The 12,963-nt window shown below is 35.5% G+C and carries 14 protein-coding genes; 11 read left to right on the forward strand and 3 right to left on the reverse strand.

Annotation, left to right across the window (positions count from 1 at the left end; genetic code table 11):
* Positions 1-75: 75 nt before the first annotated feature.
* The 8 genes from rpmB (at position 76) to AC5SR4_RS12340 (ending at position 7,175) form a co-directional block, all read left to right on the forward strand.
* Positions 76-312, forward strand: coding sequence for a 50S ribosomal protein L28 (rpmB, locus tag AC5SR4_RS12305; protein WP_495356541.1), 237 nt, complete (start codon positions 76-78; stop codon positions 310-312).
* 21 nt (positions 313-333) lie between these two features.
* Positions 334-516, forward strand: coding sequence for a 50S ribosomal protein L33 (gene rpmG / locus AC5SR4_RS12310; RefSeq protein ID WP_495356542.1), 183 nt, complete (start codon positions 334-336; stop codon positions 514-516).
* 42 nt (positions 517-558) lie between these two features.
* A complete protein-coding gene (locus tag AC5SR4_RS12315; RefSeq protein ID WP_495356543.1) occupies positions 559-711 on the forward strand; it encodes a DUF4295 domain-containing protein in 153 nt (50 codons plus the stop codon).
* Positions 712-822: 111 nt separating this feature from the next.
* Positions 823-1,776, forward strand: coding sequence for a signal recognition particle-docking protein FtsY (ftsY, locus tag AC5SR4_RS12320; RefSeq protein ID WP_495356544.1), 954 nt, complete (start codon positions 823-825; stop codon positions 1,774-1,776).
* A gap of 325 nt (positions 1,777-2,101) precedes the next feature.
* Positions 2,102-4,096, forward strand: coding sequence for a protein-disulfide reductase DsbD family protein (locus tag AC5SR4_RS12325; RefSeq protein WP_495356545.1), 1,995 nt, complete (start codon positions 2,102-2,104; stop codon positions 4,094-4,096).
* A 28-nt stretch (positions 4,097-4,124) separates the two neighbouring features.
* Entirely contained in the window at positions 4,125-5,126 is a 1,002-nt protein-coding gene (locus AC5SR4_RS12330) for a TlpA family protein disulfide reductase (protein WP_495356546.1), read from the forward strand.
* Between the two features lie 29 nt (positions 5,127-5,155).
* Entirely contained in the window at positions 5,156-6,664 is a 1,509-nt protein-coding gene (locus AC5SR4_RS12335; RefSeq protein ID WP_495356547.1) for an aminotransferase class V-fold PLP-dependent enzyme, read from the forward strand.
* 82 nt (positions 6,665-6,746) lie between these two features.
* Complete coding sequence (locus tag AC5SR4_RS12340) at positions 6,747-7,175, forward strand: SRPBCC family protein (protein WP_495356548.1); 429 nt, start codon at positions 6,747-6,749, stop codon at positions 7,173-7,175.
* Here AC5SR4_RS12340 and AC5SR4_RS12345 read toward each other — a convergent pair.
* The gene (locus tag AC5SR4_RS12345) at positions 7,172-8,245 is read right to left on the reverse strand and encodes a serine hydrolase domain-containing protein (RefSeq protein WP_495356549.1); all 1,074 of its coding nucleotides are present in this window, start codon (positions 8,243-8,245) and stop codon (positions 7,172-7,174) included. The genes AC5SR4_RS12340 and AC5SR4_RS12345 overlap by 4 nt on opposite strands.
* 136 nt (positions 8,246-8,381) lie before the next feature.
* Between AC5SR4_RS12345 and rimO the strand changes: the two genes are divergently transcribed.
* Positions 8,382-9,686 (forward strand): 30S ribosomal protein S12 methylthiotransferase RimO, encoded by a 1,305-nt coding sequence (gene rimO, locus AC5SR4_RS12350; protein ID WP_495356550.1) that lies wholly within the window; start codon positions 8,382-8,384, stop codon positions 9,684-9,686.
* 62 nt (positions 9,687-9,748) lie between these two features.
* The gene (locus tag AC5SR4_RS12355) at positions 9,749-10,444 is read left to right on the forward strand and encodes a peptidoglycan DD-metalloendopeptidase family protein (protein ID WP_495356551.1); all 696 of its coding nucleotides are present in this window, start codon (positions 9,749-9,751) and stop codon (positions 10,442-10,444) included.
* A gap of 192 nt (positions 10,445-10,636) precedes the next feature.
* On the opposite strand, the gene ygiD is transcribed toward AC5SR4_RS12355, so the two are convergent.
* Both ygiD and AC5SR4_RS12365 read right to left on the reverse strand, forming a co-directional pair.
* The gene (gene ygiD, locus AC5SR4_RS12360; protein WP_495359183.1) at positions 10,637-11,464 is read right to left on the reverse strand and encodes a 4,5-DOPA-extradiol-dioxygenase; all 828 of its coding nucleotides are present in this window, start codon (positions 11,462-11,464) and stop codon (positions 10,637-10,639) included.
* An 89-nt stretch (positions 11,465-11,553) separates the two neighbouring features.
* The gene (locus tag AC5SR4_RS12365; RefSeq protein WP_495356552.1) at positions 11,554-12,396 is read right to left on the reverse strand and encodes an SDR family oxidoreductase; all 843 of its coding nucleotides are present in this window, start codon (positions 12,394-12,396) and stop codon (positions 11,554-11,556) included.
* Between the two features lie 170 nt (positions 12,397-12,566).
* On the opposite strand from AC5SR4_RS12365, the gene AC5SR4_RS12370 reads away from it, so the two are divergent.
* Positions 12,567-12,935: a winged helix-turn-helix transcriptional regulator gene (locus AC5SR4_RS12370; protein ID WP_495356553.1), complete on the forward strand. Its 369-nt coding sequence runs from the start codon at positions 12,567-12,569 to the stop codon at positions 12,933-12,935.
* The last annotated feature ends 28 nt before the right edge of the window (positions 12,936-12,963 follow it).

A 12,963-nucleotide genomic window follows, 5' to 3' on the forward strand; every position in this document is an offset into this window, starting at 1 on the left:
TAAGTTGTTACAAATTAAAGATTTTGTATATTTGCACCTCGATTTTAAGCAACAAGAAATTTAAAGTTATAGATAATGTCAAGAGTTTGTGAACTTACAGGAAAAAGGGCAATGGTTGGAAACAACGTGTCTCACGCATTAAATAGAACTAAACGCAAATTTAACGCGAATTTAGTGAAGAAACGTTTTTACATTCCAGAAGAAGACAGCTGGATAACTTTAAAGGTTTCTACATCTGCATTAAAGACCATTAATAAAATAGGTATTTCTGCAGCAATTAAGGAAGCAAAATCTAAAGGATTTTTAAAATAATACCTATTAATAGTTAGAGAAATGGCAAAGAAAGGTAATAGAATACAAGTTATATTAGAATGTACCGAGCATAAAGAGTCTGGCAAACCAGGAACTTCAAGATACATTACTACAAAAAACAAAAAGAATACGCCAGATAGAATTGAAATTAAAAAATTTAATCCTATACTTAACCGTATGACCGTTCATAAAGAAATTAAATAATTTATAAATTTTATAAATTTTTAAATATAACATATATAAACCATGGCAAAGAAAACAGTAGCAACGTTACAAACATCTTCAAAAAGATTAACAAAAGCGATTAAAATGGTGAAATCACCAAAAACTGGTGCTTACATGTTTGTTGAGTCAATTATGGCGCCAGAATTTGTAAACGATTTTTTCAATAAGAAATAATTACAAAGACGTTCAACATATACAAAGCTGCTTTCATTTTCGAAAGCAGCTTTTTTATGTTTATATTTGAACACTTTCTTAGCATGTTGATAAATAATAGCCAATATTGAAATGAGTTTTTTTAAAAAAATATTTTCTTCTGACAAAAAAGAAACCTTAGATAAAGGTTTAGAAAAAACCAAATCCAGTTTTTTTGGAAAGTTAAGTAAAGCCGTAGCCGGAAAATCACGAGTTGACGATGAGGTTTTAGACGATTTGGAAGAAGTATTGGTTTCTAGTGATGTTGGTGTTAACACAACCCTAAAAATAATTGAGCGTATAGAAAATCGAGTAGCGAAGGATAAGTACATGGGAACGGATGAGCTCAATAGCATACTGCGAGAAGAAATAGCAAGTTTATTAAGCGAAACCAATATAGGTGAATATACTGAATTTACAATACCTGAGGACAAGAAGCCTTATGTTATTATGGTGGTGGGTGTTAACGGTGTTGGAAAAACTACAACCATAGGTAAATTAGCATATCAATTTAAAAAACAAGGACTTAAAGTAGTGCTTGGGGCTGCAGATACCTTTAGGGCTGCGGCGATAGACCAACTTCAAGTTTGGGCAGATAGAGTAGGTGTGCCCTTAGTAAAACAGTCTATGGGAAGCGATCCAGCTTCTGTTGCTTTTGATACCTTACAGAGCGCTGTTACCCAAAATGCCGATGTGGTTATTATTGATACCGCAGGACGTTTGCACAACAAGGTGAATTTAATGAACGAATTAACCAAGGTAAAACGCGTTATGCAAAAAGTTGTAGAAAATACACCGCATGACGTATTGTTGGTTCTGGATGGTTCTACAGGACAAAATGCCTTTGAACAGGCCAAACAATTTACGGCAGCAACCGAGGTATCATCATTAGCTGTTACAAAACTAGATGGTACAGCCAAAGGAGGCGTTGTAATTGGTATATCAGACCAATTTAAAATACCTGTCAAATATATAGGTGTTGGTGAAGGTATTGAAGATTTGCAAGTATTCAATAAATTTGAGTTTGTAGATTCTTTTTTCAAGTAGGCCGTACTTCTCATACATGCAAAAAAGCACTTAGCCGTGTTAAAATACGAACAGGCAAGCTATTTTTTTGTTGTTTAAAAAACGATATCATTTTTATACATACCACAGTACTAGTGTGTTATTAAATTAACACAAATAATTTTATTAATTTAACATTTCATTAATAGGGGTTATTGTGTTTTAATACGTCTTACTTAGAAAGCGTGGCTTTAAGATAAATATAACATCTAATTGTTGAAATATAATTATTTTTGGGCTGGTCAATCTAAAAAAGACTTTGGTAGAGTTGCTTTAAAGTAACTCTATTTTTAAATACTAAATGAACATGAAACAAAAACTAAGTATTCTTCTTTTATTATTGGCAGGTATGTTTTCAGTATCTGCACAGGTTTTAAAGCCTGTAAAGTGGGTAACATCTGTTGAAAAAGTATCTGATACAGAATACACTTTAATAACAACAGCAACCATCGACAACGAATGGCATTTATATTCCCAAAACGTTCCAGAAGATGGCCCCATACCAACGACGTTTACCTATAATAATGAAGCAGATGCTTTTAAGTTGATTGGAACAACTTCAGAAGGAGAAGGACATACAGTTGATGATCCTGTTTTTGAAATGAAGATTAAGTTTTTTGAAGATAAGGCCGTTTTTAAACAACAAGTAGAAGTTACTGATTCTGGATTATCAGTTATTAATGGAGTGGTTGAATTTATGGTTTGTGACGATTCCAGATGTTTACCACCTACTGAAGTGGATTTGGTGTTTAAACTTTCTGATAATAAGCAAGCCGAAACAGCTTCTGTAACACCACCTGCTTCAGATCAAGATGTCACATTAAAAGAGACGACGGATAATATCTCTACGAAGACATCACAAAGAGGTCTTTGGACCATATTTTTCATAGCCTTTTTATCGGGGTTTGCTGCCTTATTAACCCCATGCGTATTCCCGATGATTCCTATGACAGTTAGTTTCTTTACCAAACAAAGTAAAACCAAAGCTGCGGGGATTAAAAATGCCATTATCTATGGTATTTGCATCATAGTAATTTATGTTTTGTTAGGGTCTGCAGTAACGGGAATATTTGGAGCCGATGCTCTAAATGCACTGGCTACCAATGTTTGGTTTAACATTATTTTCTTTTTGCTACTGGTTGTTTTTGCAGTATCCTTTCTGGGAGCTTTTGAAATCATGTTACCCAACTCTTGGGCAAACAAAGTAGATTCTAAAGCAGATAGAGGAGGACTTATTGGTATCTTTTTTATGGCATTGGCCTTAGCTATAGTATCTTTTTCATGTACGGGACCTATTGTAGGAACGCTATTAGTAGAAGCTGCTTCTAAAGGTGGTCTGGCGCCTATTATTGGTATGTTGGGCTTTTCCTTAGCTATTGCTTTACCATTTGCCTTATTTGCAGCATTTCCTGGATGGCTAAATTCACTACCAAAATCAGGTGGGTGGTTAAATACTGTTAAGGTATTCCTAGGATTTTTAGAACTGGCTCTGGCTTTTAAATTTCTATCCCAAGCCGATTTGGTATTACAAGCACACCTTTTAGAACGTGAAGTGTTTTTAGCTATTTGGATAGCCATATTTGGAACCTTGGCACTTTATCTTTTTGGTAAAATACAACTACCTCACGATTCACCATTAACCCATATTTCTGTTGGTAGACTTGGTTTAGGCTTGGTAGTACTGTCATTTACAATTTATATGATCCCCGGACTTTGGGGTGCACCATTAAATTTAATCAGTGCGTTCCCGCCACCACAAGAATATAGTGAGTCGCCTTATGGTGTGGGATACAGTAAGTTTGAAAGTGCTATTGGTAATGAAAATGGTCATGCTGAATTACCCGAAGGAGCCCACCTTTTGGCTCCTCACGATATTTTAGCCTTTAATGATTATGATACAGGCTTGGCATATGCCAAAAAAGTAAACAAACCTGTCATGATAGATTTTACGGGTTGGGCATGTGTAAATTGTAGAAAAATGGAACAAAATGTTTGGCCTAAACCTAAAGTATTGGATATTCTTAAAAACGACGTGGTATTGATTTCGCTGTATGTAGACGACAAGCGTAAATTAGAAGATGACGAGGTAACAGAATCCCAGCTTCGCCCAGGAAGAAAACTCAGGTATATAGGTCAAAAATGGAGCGAACTACAAACCATTAAATATAAAGCTAATTCACAGCCGTTTTATGTGCTTATGGATCATGATGAAGAAAACCTTATCGATCCAGTAGCATACACACCCAATGTAGACGACTATTATAATTGGTTAAAAGAAGGTATATCAAATTTTAAAAAATAATACAAACCCATAATAAAACAATAACAATATGAAACGTATCATCTATTTATTAAGTATCACTTTAGCATTTATGTCTTGTAAGGAAGAGGTAGCTAAAGATTATGTAACACTCTCAGGAACCATTGCAAACCCAAATTCCGATTCCTTAGTAGTAGCACAACGTGGTATCATTAAGACCATTAAAGTAAACCCAGATGGTACTTTTTCAGATACTTTAAAAGTAGAAGCCGGAAGTTATATTCTCTTTGATGGCGTTGAGCAATCCAGAGTATATTTAAAAAATGGTTACGACTTAAATATTACCTTAAATACCAAAGAATTTGATGAGACTATTACGTATCAAGGTAAGGGGCAAGAGGCCAATAATTATTTGGCTAAAAAGAATTTACTGAATGAGAGTTTCTTTAACGATTCCAATATTTATGAGTTGGAAAGAAGTGGGTTTGATGAAAAACTAGAGAGTATGACACAGGAATTCAAGGCTTTATTGGCTGGTACAAAAAACTTAGATTCAACATTTGTGGCCTTACAGGAAAAAGAGTTGGTAAGCATGCAAGAACAAATAACTTCCAGTTATGAGAGAAATCAGGCTTTATTGGCTTTAAACGGACAACCTTCTCCAAAGTTTGTGGACTATGAAAACTATAAAGGAGGCTCTATGTCCCTTGACGATTTAAAAGGCAAGTATGTCTATATTGATGTTTGGGCCACTTGGTGCGGGCCATGTAAGCGTGAGATTCCTTTTTTGAAAGAAGTTGAGAAAAAGTATCATGGTAAAAATATCGAGTTTGTTAGTATCTCTGTGGATAGACAAACGGCTTATGACAAATGGCGAGCTATGGTAGAAGAAAAAGAATTATCAGGTATTCAATTGTTCGCAAAAGAAGACCAATCATTCATGCAAGCTTATAATATTAGCGGTATTCCCAGATTCATCCTTATAGACCCACAAGGCAATACAGTAAATGCTAATGCTCCAAGACCATCCAGTGAGAGTTTAATCGATTTATTTAACGAATTGAACATTTAGTAATCAATAGTATAATTGATTTTTCAAACATGAATTTTATAAGTGAAATCGTTAAGCGAAAATCTAAAGCATCTAAACTAGAGGCTTATTTTAAACCATTTCGTGATAAAGTGATTGGCATTGACCAAGAATTTGAATCGCCATACGGGAAAAAGAAAATAATTTATGCAGATTGGACGGCAAGCGGAAGGTTATACAAACCTATAGAGGAAAAACTACGCCGTGAAATAGGACCTTTTGTAGCCAATACCCATACCGAAACGTCTATAACCGGTAGTGTTATGACCCATGCGTATCATGATGCTAGATTACTTATAAAAAGGCATGTAAACGCCTCAAAAGACGATGTGCTTATAACCGTTGGTACAGGCATGACGGGGGCCATTAATAAGTTTCAGCGTATTCTAGGTATCAAGTTGAATGAAAATTTAAAAGACCATACCGAAGTACCTGAAGAAAAACGACCTATTATTTTTGTGTCGCACATGGAGCACCATTCTAATCAAACATCATGGTTAGAAACCATAGCGCGTGTTGTTGTAATACCATCAAATAATAAAGGGCTTCCTTGTATAGATAGTCTTAAAAAATTATTAGAAGAACATAACCATGTGCCCATAAAAATAGCGGCTATAACAGGTTGTTCTAACGTTACAGGAATTAGGACCAATTACCATCAAGTAGCTAAGGTAATGCATGAAAACAATGGTTTGTGCTTTGTGGATTTTGCATGTTCGGCACCTTATGTAAAAATAGATATGCATCCAAAAGATGAAGCACAATATCTAGATGCCATAACATTTTCTCCGCATAAGTTTTTAGGAGGGCCAGGAACTTCAGGGGTATTGATTTTTAATAAAAAATTATATAAAAATTTAGTACCCGACAATCCAGGTGGAGGTACGGTGTCTTATACAAACCCCTGGGGAGATCATGATTATATTGATGATATAGAAACACGTGAAGATGGTGGTACTCCTGGGTTTTTACAAGCCATAAGAATAGCACTTTCCATACAACTTAAAGAGCAAATGGGCGTTCAAAATATTCTAGACCGCGAGCATGAGTTAACCGATATTATTTTTAAGAAGCTATCCAAAATAAATAATCTAAAAATTTTAGCGCCAGAACATACCGATAGGTTAGGGGTTATTTCATTTTATATAGAAGATGCACACTATAACTTAGTTGTTAAATTATTGAATGATCGCTTTGGTATACAAACCAGAGGGGGCTGTTCTTGTGCAGGTACTTATGGGCATTATTTGTTGAATGTAGATCAGCCAACGTCTAAATCCATAGAAAAGAAGATTTTAGAAGGTTGCTTAATAGAGCGTCCGGGATGGGTACGTATGTCTATACATCCTATAATGACCAATGCGGAAGTAGAGTTTATTTGTGATGCTATAGAAGTTGTTGCTAAAAACCACAAAGCTTGGGGAGAAGATTATAGCTATGATGCTATAAAAAATGAATTTGTGCACCATAGTAACACGTCTACAGAAAAAAAGATTATCCATAATTGGTTTAATTTGTAAACTGTTGATTTAATACGGTTTATATTATTTTTTATAAATTTATACTTATATAAATATTATATAGAGATTAAATTTATGTTTTATGGCACACAACATTTACCATAGTTTTGTTATAAATGCCCCCAGAACAGCTGTTTTTGTGGCCATTACGCAACCAAAACATCTAGATAATTGGTGGACTCTTAAAAGCTCTGGCAATCCCGAAATAAATACCGAATACAATTTAAACTTTACAGATGATTACGATTGGTATTGTAGGGTTTCCAAAGTGCAACCCCATGAATCTTTTTATTTAAAAATGACTAAAGCTGATTCCGATTGGAATCCTACTACTTTCGGATTTGATTTAGAAGACACCAAAGGCGGTACTATGGTTAAATTTAGCCATGTAGATTGGCCAGAAGCCAATCATCATTTTAAATATTCTTCTTTTTGTTGGGCTATGCTGCTTAATGGTTTAAAGGAGTATGTTGAAAAGGGAACAATTATCCCTTTTGAATCTAGAAGTTAATTTATTAAAGCATTTATTTTGGCCCATAAATCATTATCGAAAGACGATAGTGCAAAATTATCAGCATCGGCAGCCTCTCCCATTCGTATAACAACCAATTGCTTGCTAGGAACAATATAAATTTTTTGATCGTTTTTACCCAAAGCAGCATACATATCAGCAGGTGCATTGGGTATAAGCGTACCGCCAAATTCAACTTGCGATTGTGGTAAATGAAAACTGGATTTACCATTTAGCCACCACAAATAACCATAAGCCATATTAATGTCTTGCGAAGTATTGGTAGCTTCACTCAAGAAGCTTTCAGGAACAATTTGTGTACTGTTCCACATGCCATGGGCATAAATAAGTATTCCAAATCGAGCCATACTTCGGGTATTGCTCCAATATACACTTAAATCCCCTAAATTGGTCCAACTGCCTGTCATACCAATTTTATCACGTAATTTAATGTTAAAGTAAGTGTTCCATGTTTGGCCACTGGCTTTAGCAATAACATCCTGCATTTTTACATAAACATTGTGGTAGGCCCAACGGGTTCCAGCATCGGCAACATATTGAAGATTTTCTGGAGATACATCATCGCCCAAACTATCATCCAAACCAGAGTTCATAGACAATAAATGTTTACAAGTAATTAGGTTTTCTTTATCTATGGGAGCACTCGTCCATCCTGTTCCTAAATAATCAGACACCTTATGGTCTAAGGTTAATAAACCTTCATTTTGTGCTATTCCTGAAACAGTAGACGTTAGGGTTTTTCCAGCACTGGCCCAGTACCAAGGAGTAGACGCGGTATGGCCATTTAAGTAGTGTTCAACAACAATTTTACCATGGTGTAATATCATAAAACTTTTGGTGTTTTTTTCTTCCAAGAAATCAATCAAGGGTTGTAGTGCACCTTCGTTCCAATTTAAACTAGCAATCGATTTTGTTTCCCAGGTAGCAGCGTTTGTTGGTGGGTAGTATAAAGCAGTATCAGCAGGGTCAGTATTAGTGTCGTCATTGCTTGAAGAACAACTTACAACAAGCATTGCGCTTAGTATGATAAAGTAGGGCAGCTTTTTCATAGTTAGTGTTTTAATTTATGACCATCAAATATACTAAAGGTTTAACCGAAATGGAATACTGTATTCTAAAAATCTAGCGTTCCAACAATCTAGCCATCCAAAATTATGTATCTTTGCGCCCTCATTTACCATAAATATGCGCACAAAATCTCTTAAGAAAAACAAGATAAATGTTGTAACACTAGGCTGCAGTAAAAATGTTTACGATAGCGAAGTGTTAATGGGGCAGTTACAAGCCAGTGGCAAAGAAGTTGTACATGAAGAAGAAGGTAATATTGTAGTGATTAATACCTGTGGATTTATTAATAATGCAAAAGAAGAGAGTGTTAACACCATTTTAGAATACGTACAGAAAAAAGAGGATGGTGAAGTAGATAAAGTATTTGTAACAGGTTGTTTAAGTGAACGTTACAAACCCGATTTAGTAAAAGAAATACCTAATGTAGATGAGTATTTTGGTACCACCGAGTTGCCTGGGTTATTGAAAGCATTGGGTGCCGATTATAAACACGAACTTATAGGTGAGCGTTTAACAACTACACCAAAAAACTACGCCTATTTAAAAATAGCAGAAGGTTGTGACCGCCCTTGCAGTTTTTGTGCTATTCCTTTAATGCGTGGCAAACATAAAAGTACTCCTATAGAGGAGGTTGTTCTAGAAGCTGAAAAATTAGCTGCCAAAGGTGTAAAAGAGCTGATTTTAATTGCTCAGGATTTAACGTATTACGGACTCGATTTATACAAAAAGAGAAATTTGGCAGAATTGCTCGAAGCCCTTGTAAAAGTAGATGGGGTGGAGTGGATTCGGTTGCACTATGCCTTTCCAACAGGGTTTCCAATGGATGTGCTGGAAGTTATGAACCGTGAACCTAAAATCTGCAATTATATAGATATTCCATTGCAGCATATTTCAGATGCTATTCTTAAGAGTATGCGCCGTGGTACCACTAAAGAAAAAACCACCAAGTTACTAAAGGACTTTAGAGCATTGGTACCAAACATAACCATTAGAACTACATTAATAGTGGGGTATCCTGGAGAAACAGAAGCTGATTACCAAACTTTAAAGGAATGGGTAAAAGCTATGCGTTTTGAGCGTTTGGGTTGTTTTACCTATAGTCATGAAGAAAACACCCATGCCTACAATTTAGAAGATGATGTTCCAGAGGACGTTAAACAGGCACGTGCCAATGAGATTATGGAAATACAATCGCAGATTTCCTGGGAGTTAAACCAGCAAAAAATAGGTCAGGAATTTAAAGTAGTAATCGATAGGAAAGAAGGTAACTATTTTGTGGGACGTACAGAGTTCGATTCGCCCGATGTGGATAACGAAGTACTTATTGATGCTAATAAAACCTATCTAAAAACAGGAGAATTTACAACCGTAAAGATTGTAGAGGCTGCAGACTTCGATTTGTATGCAGAAGTGGTCCATTAAATATCCAAATAAACGTATTTTTTTGATGTAAATGTTTTCTATTTTTGGGAAAACAAAACCCAATGCATGCCCATTTATTTTCAAAGTTTATTAATACTTTAAGTACTACACCACTTCATATTTTAGGTGGTAGGGATGAATGCTTAAATTATGTAGCACTTGATTTATCTGAAACTAACCAAGCCCTACAAGCTATTGATATGGCATCTTCTAAAAGCCTAGAGCACTTTATCGATACGTATGTTAATAAGCAACAGGGCACTGTTGCCTTTGGTGGATATTTAGAAGTTAGAAATTTATACAAACGGAGCACGCATTTTAATAATCAAAATCCAAAAGTCGAACGTAATATTCATTTGGGGATAGATTTATGGTATCAGGCCCATACACCTGTTTATACTCCTATAGATGGTACAATACATAGTTTTAAAAATAATGCAAACTTTGGCGATTATGGGCCTACAATTATTTTAAAGCATGTCGTTTCGGGTGTAGTGTTCCATACCTTGTATGGGCATTTAAGTATGACGTCTATTGAGGGCTTAGAAATAGGTAAACCATTTAATAAAGGATCTCTGTTGGGTACTTTGGGAACCACTCAAGTAAATGGTGATTACCCGCCACATTTACATTTTCAAATTATAAAAGATTTACAGGATTATAAAGGTGATTACCCAGGGGTATGTAGTAAACAAGATCTGGAGTTTTATAAATGCAATTGCCCAGACCCTAATTTGTTGCTTAAATGGAACTCTTAAGGTTAAATCTATGCCATAGAGGTGTTCCAAAAAAGCAAACTTATACATGTGATGTCCTAACCTTACTATGGGAGGAACCTTAACCTTACTATGGGAGATACTCTAACCTTACTATGGGAGACACCTTAACCTTACTATGGGAGACACCTTAACATTACTATGGGAGATTATAGGATGTAAGGGTCTAAATTATTAGGCATCAATTTTTATAGAAGTCATCGTCAACGAACCCCCTACAGGTTTGTCATTAAATATAGTAATATTTTCATTGTTTTCTTTTAGGGCTAATACGTAAATAAGTGGTAAATAATGCTCTGGTGTAGGTATCGCTAAATCGAAGGCTTTGCCCTGTGATCTAAAATCAATTAGTTTTTGGTGATCGTCGTTTAAGATATATTCCTTCATAATATCGTTGGCCTCGGTAGCCCAATCGTAGGCAAAAGTATCATTCAGTTTATTCCATGCTACCATCCTTAAGTTGTGTACCATATTGCCACTGCCAATAATAAGTATCCCCTTTTGCCTTAAGCTAGCTAGTTGCTGTGCTAATTCGTAATGGTACTGTGGCGGTTTGGTATAATCAATACTCATTTGTATAATAGGAATATCAGCATTGGGGTAAAGGTGTTTAATAACGCTCCAGGCTCCGTGGTCTAGACCCCATTTGTCATCCAGTTCTATTTCGGTTTTGGTAATGATGCTTTTAGTTTCTCTAGCTAGTTCAGGACTTCCGGCTGCAGGATATTGTACATCAAATAGGGCTTGGGGAAAGCCCCCAAAGTCATGAATGGTTCTTGGATTTTGCATGGCCGTAACCTGTGTGCCTTTAGTTTCCCAATGTGCTGAAATACAAAGTATAGCATTAGGCTTTATGAGTTCTCGCCCTAGTTTTCTAAACGATGCCACAAACTCATTTTCCTCAATAGCATTCATCGGGCTACCATGCCCTAAAAACAACACAGGCATTTTGCTTGTGTTGTTTAAAGCGGTAGTCATTTTATTTAAATCTTTTAAGGTCATGCTAGAACTTATTAATGGCCATAATGTCAATAATTTAATAAATTTTGTCCTATTCATTTCCTAAATGATTTAAGGAATTTGATATCTAATTACAAAGCATCGCTTATGGATTTTTCCATAGGGGTTGTAGGTCTCCCTATTAAGGTTGACAATGTATGATTGTTACTAAATAAATCACCTTTGGAAGCAGACACGTCCCAACTAGCCAGACCTTTAGCTAAACCTTCAGGCAAACCTACTTGGGCCAAAATACCTGAATAACTATCTTCAGGCAAATTGTTGTAAGGAATGTTTTTGCCTGTTTGTTTTGATATTTCTTTAGCTAAGTCTGATAAAGTATAACTATTATCTCCTGCAAGCTCGAATGTTTGTCCTTTATTTTCTTCATTGGTGACAACCACCGCTAGTGCTTCAGCATAATCCAACCGGGCTGCCGAAGAAATTTTCCCGTCCCCGGCACTACCTATAAAAGCTCCATTTTTAATTGCACTAGGTATAGATTCGGTATAGTTTTCTGTATACCAACCATTACGTAAAATAGTATAATCAATTCCCGAAGCTTTTAATGCTTGTTCTGTCGTTAAATGTTCTCCAGCCAAGCTTAGAGAAGAAGAATCTGCTCTAAGAAGACTTGTGTAAACAATCCAGCTAACGTTTCGTTTTTTGGCAGCCTCGATTACATTTTTATGTTGGCGAGCTCTTTGACCTATTTCATTTGCAGAAATAAAAACTAAACGATCAATATCATTTAACGCCTTTTCTAAGCTTTCAGGATTATTATAATCAAATTTACGAGCTTCAATTTCTAAACCTTTGGCTTTTTCTGTGGAACGTACCAAAGCAACAAGGTTATCGCTGCTTACTCTTTTCTTAAGTTCGTTTACCACTAATTTCCCTAATTGGCCGGTAGCGCCTGTTATTCCAATTTTCATCTGAGTATATTTATTGTTTTTATTAAAGTTTCTATTGTATATTTGATTAATAAAAGTTTTTAACTAACTTTTAGTTAGTCAAAGGTATAAAATAAGTCACTATAAAACAATAAGTTACAATTTTGTGATTTACTAACTTCAAGGTTAGTTTAGTTGATAATCAATATGTTATGAAAGAAGAAAATGAAAATAAATTTGCTGAGCCAGAGCAATGCCCTGTTAGAAATGTGTTAGATAGAATAGGAGACAAGTGGTCTATGCTAGTTTTGCTTCTTTTAGAAGAAAAAGGGGTGTCGCGATTTAATGAAATAGATAAACACATTGCCACCATATCCCAAAAAATGCTCTCGGTAACTTTAAAGGGACTAGAAGCCGATGGTTTGGTTAAGCGAACTATTTATCCGCAAGTACCACCAAAAGTGGAGTATGAATTAACAGAACTTGGTAAAAGCTTAATACCGCATTTAAACAGTTTAGTGGGATGGGCAAAAGATAATATGAAAACTATTGAAGACTCGAGGTTGGAATATCAGAATTAAAAAATCCCGACAGACATTGTCGGGATTT

It is taken from the genome of Aestuariibaculum scopimerae (assembly GCF_059428085.1).

Excerpts from the sequence above, each read along its gene's own strand:
- rpmB (WP_495356541.1), top strand. The coding sequence starts at position 76 with ATGTCAAGAGTTTGTGAACTTACAGGAAAAAGGGCAATGGTTGGAAAC.
- AC5SR4_RS12365 (WP_495356552.1), bottom strand. The coding sequence starts at position 12,396 with ATGAAAATTGGAATAACAGGCGCTACCGGCCAATTAGGGAAATTAGTG.
- AC5SR4_RS12335 (WP_495356547.1), top strand. The coding sequence starts at position 5,156 with ATGAATTTTATAAGTGAAATCGTTAAGCGAAAATCTAAAGCATCTAAA.
- AC5SR4_RS12355 (WP_495356551.1), top strand. The coding sequence starts at position 9,749 with ATGCATGCCCATTTATTTTCAAAGTTTATTAATACTTTAAGTACTACA.
- AC5SR4_RS12315 (WP_495356543.1), top strand. The coding sequence starts at position 559 with ATGGCAAAGAAAACAGTAGCAACGTTACAAACATCTTCAAAAAGATTA.
- AC5SR4_RS12340 (WP_495356548.1), top strand. The coding sequence starts at position 6,747 with ATGGCACACAACATTTACCATAGTTTTGTTATAAATGCCCCCAGAACA.
- AC5SR4_RS12370 (WP_495356553.1), top strand. The coding sequence starts at position 12,567 with ATGAAAGAAGAAAATGAAAATAAATTTGCTGAGCCAGAGCAATGCCCT.
- AC5SR4_RS12330 (WP_495356546.1), top strand. The coding sequence starts at position 4,125 with ATGAAACGTATCATCTATTTATTAAGTATCACTTTAGCATTTATGTCT.
- AC5SR4_RS12325 (WP_495356545.1), top strand. The coding sequence starts at position 2,102 with ATGAAACAAAAACTAAGTATTCTTCTTTTATTATTGGCAGGTATGTTT.
- rpmG (WP_495356542.1), top strand. The coding sequence starts at position 334 with ATGGCAAAGAAAGGTAATAGAATACAAGTTATATTAGAATGTACCGAG.
- AC5SR4_RS12345 (WP_495356549.1), bottom strand. The coding sequence starts at position 8,245 with ATGAAAAAGCTGCCCTACTTTATCATACTAAGCGCAATGCTTGTTGTA.
- ftsY (WP_495356544.1), top strand. The coding sequence starts at position 823 with ATGAGTTTTTTTAAAAAAATATTTTCTTCTGACAAAAAAGAAACCTTA.
- ygiD (WP_495359183.1), bottom strand. The coding sequence starts at position 11,464 with ATGACCTTAAAAGATTTAAATAAAATGACTACCGCTTTAAACAACACA.
- rimO (WP_495356550.1), top strand. The coding sequence starts at position 8,382 with ATGCGCACAAAATCTCTTAAGAAAAACAAGATAAATGTTGTAACACTA.